Source organism: Microcystis sp. T1-4 (assembly GCF_000297435.1).
In the GTDB taxonomy this organism is placed as follows: Bacteria; Cyanobacteriota; Cyanobacteriia; order Cyanobacteriales; family Microcystaceae; genus Microcystis.
In genome coordinates, this window is record NZ_CAIP01000023.1 from 1 (window position 1) to 2,194 (window position 2,194).

Consider the following 2,194-nt stretch of genomic DNA (forward strand, 5'->3'; position numbering starts at 1 on the left):
TTCCAAATAAAACTCTAATGATTCAAGCTTAGTTTTATTAATTGTACTCATATTTGTAGCTCTTTAAAGTTAGCAAATAGTATCAATATATTTTCAATCAATACTCAGAAAATATCAATAAGAGAATCAGCTTTAAACCTTGTCGGTCAACTATCCATTCCCCTCTTCGGGCGCTCCAGGCTTCAAAGTGGGCGACAAAATGAGGTAAGGTAAAAAAGCTGTGCCTATAACCGAGACTATGAGCGTTGAATGGCAATCCGTCAAAACCTACGAGGATATTCTTTACCATAAATGGGGGGGAATCGCCAAAATTACCATCAATCGCCCCCATAAGCGTAATGCCTTCCGTCCGAAGACAGTTTTTGAGCTTTACGACGCTTTCTGTGATGCTCGCGAGGATGCCCGCATTGGGGTAGTATTGCTCACGGGTGCTGGTCCCCACAACGACGGCAAATATGCTTTTTGTTCTGGCGGCGATCAGACGGTGCGCGGTCAGGCGGGTTATATTGGCGATGATGGCGTACCCCGGCTCAATGTGCTGGATTTACAGAAATTAATTCGCTCCATCCCCAAGGTAGTTATCGCGCTGGTGGCGGGTTATGCGGTCGGGGGCGGTCATGTTTTACACTTGGTTTGTGATTTAACCTTAGCAGCGGATAACGCCGTTTTTGGTCAGACCGGTCCGAAAGTGGGTAGTTTTGACGGCGGTTTTGGCTCTAGTTATCTGGCCCGGGTAGTGGGTCAGAAAAAAGCTCGCGAGATTTGGTTTCTTTGTCGGCAGTATAACGCCCAACAAGCTTTAGAAATGGGTTTGGTTAACCATGTCGTCCCGGTAGAGGAATTAGAGCAGGAGGGGATTAAATGGTCTCTAGAAATCCTCGAAAAAAGTCCCTTGGCGATTCGCTGCCTAAAATCGGCTTTTAATGCTGATTGTGATGGTCAAGCGGGTTTACAGGAGTTAGCGGGCAATGCCACTTTACTCTACTATATGACCGCCGAAGGAGCCGAAGGTAAACAGGCTTTCCTGGAAAAACGTCCCCCCGATTTTAGTCAATATCCTTGGCTACCCTAATCAGTGAGCAGTAAACAGTGATCAGTAAACAGTGATCAGTGGGGAGTGGGGAAGTTGGGGAGAAAAAAGCTGACGGCTGATAGCTAAAAGCTTGGCTGCCGCTTCAGATTCAGGCTCGCAGGCTATCTTCTCGCTGAAATTGCTATTAAAATTTCAATGCCATATATCTTATCAATAGAATGATATTCAATCAGAAATATTGAACTTACTAAAAATTGCTTGACAGATCAAGTAAAAATACCTATCATCGTTTCACGTCAACTTACAAAAACTTCATATCAGCATGAAAAAACTCCCTGCATTAGGTGTTGCATTGGGCGTCAGTTTAGCATTGCTTAATAGTGCCAAAGCAGATGCGGCTATCGTCAGTTACGAAAGTGAGTTTTCTCGCTTTTTGCCCTCTACTTTTAAGCCTGGCGATACTTTTGATTTAAGTTTCAGAATTGATAATTCTCGAAGACCGAGACCAATTCGTATTCACAAGATCATATATATTGTTCTGACTCCTCGGGGGAAGATAATAATTACATTGTTCTTTGAAAAATTGTCATCACAATCCTCTTCTAAATTTACAACTCCCCCTGGCGCGATCCCAGCAGATGGTATTGATCTGACCTTAGCTGGTTCCAATGCTTTTGCTATAACCAATGGCTTTGTACCCTTTAACTTCAAAATTACCCGTTCAGATATACTAGCTGCCTATTTATCCTTGTCATTGGACACAGATGGTTTAGTTGCAGGGGATGGGTTTGTTGCTTCTCTTAATTTAAACGGAAAAAGCATTGGTTCACAAGTATTTAAACCTGATTTAAACGTTATAGGAAATATCGGTATCGCTTCACAAGCCTTTGAACCTAATTTAAACGCAAGAAGTATCGGTATCGCTTCACAAGCCTTTGAACCTAATTTAAACGAAATAAGTATCGGTATCAGTTCACAAGCTATACCAGAGCCTAGCACAGTGTTGGCAATTTTAACTCTTGGAGGTGCCATGGCCACATTCAAGAAAAAATCTCAGCCTTTAGGGATGAAAGATTCCCAAGATAATGCCGCCTAACGCGATTTTTCACAAGCAAGCAATGGCAGAGATGGTTAATTGCCCTCTCCCTCTCCCTTTCTGGG

At 43.0% G+C, this 2,194-nt stretch carries 2 protein-coding genes; both read left to right on the top strand.

Translation table 11 applies throughout. The annotated features are described in order from the left end of the window. The first annotated feature begins 238 nt into the window (after positions 1–238). On the top strand, positions 239–1,072 hold the full coding sequence (gene menB, locus MICAI_RS01225; RefSeq protein WP_008196637.1) for a 1,4-dihydroxy-2-naphthoyl-CoA synthase: 834 nt from the start codon (positions 239–241) through the stop codon (positions 1,070–1,072). A gap of 283 nt (positions 1,073–1,355) precedes the next feature. Then, positions 1,356–2,129, top strand: coding sequence for a PEP-CTERM sorting domain-containing protein (locus tag MICAI_RS01230; RefSeq protein WP_008196640.1), 774 nt, complete (start codon positions 1,356–1,358; stop codon positions 2,127–2,129). Positions 2,130–2,194: the final 65 nt, after the last annotated feature.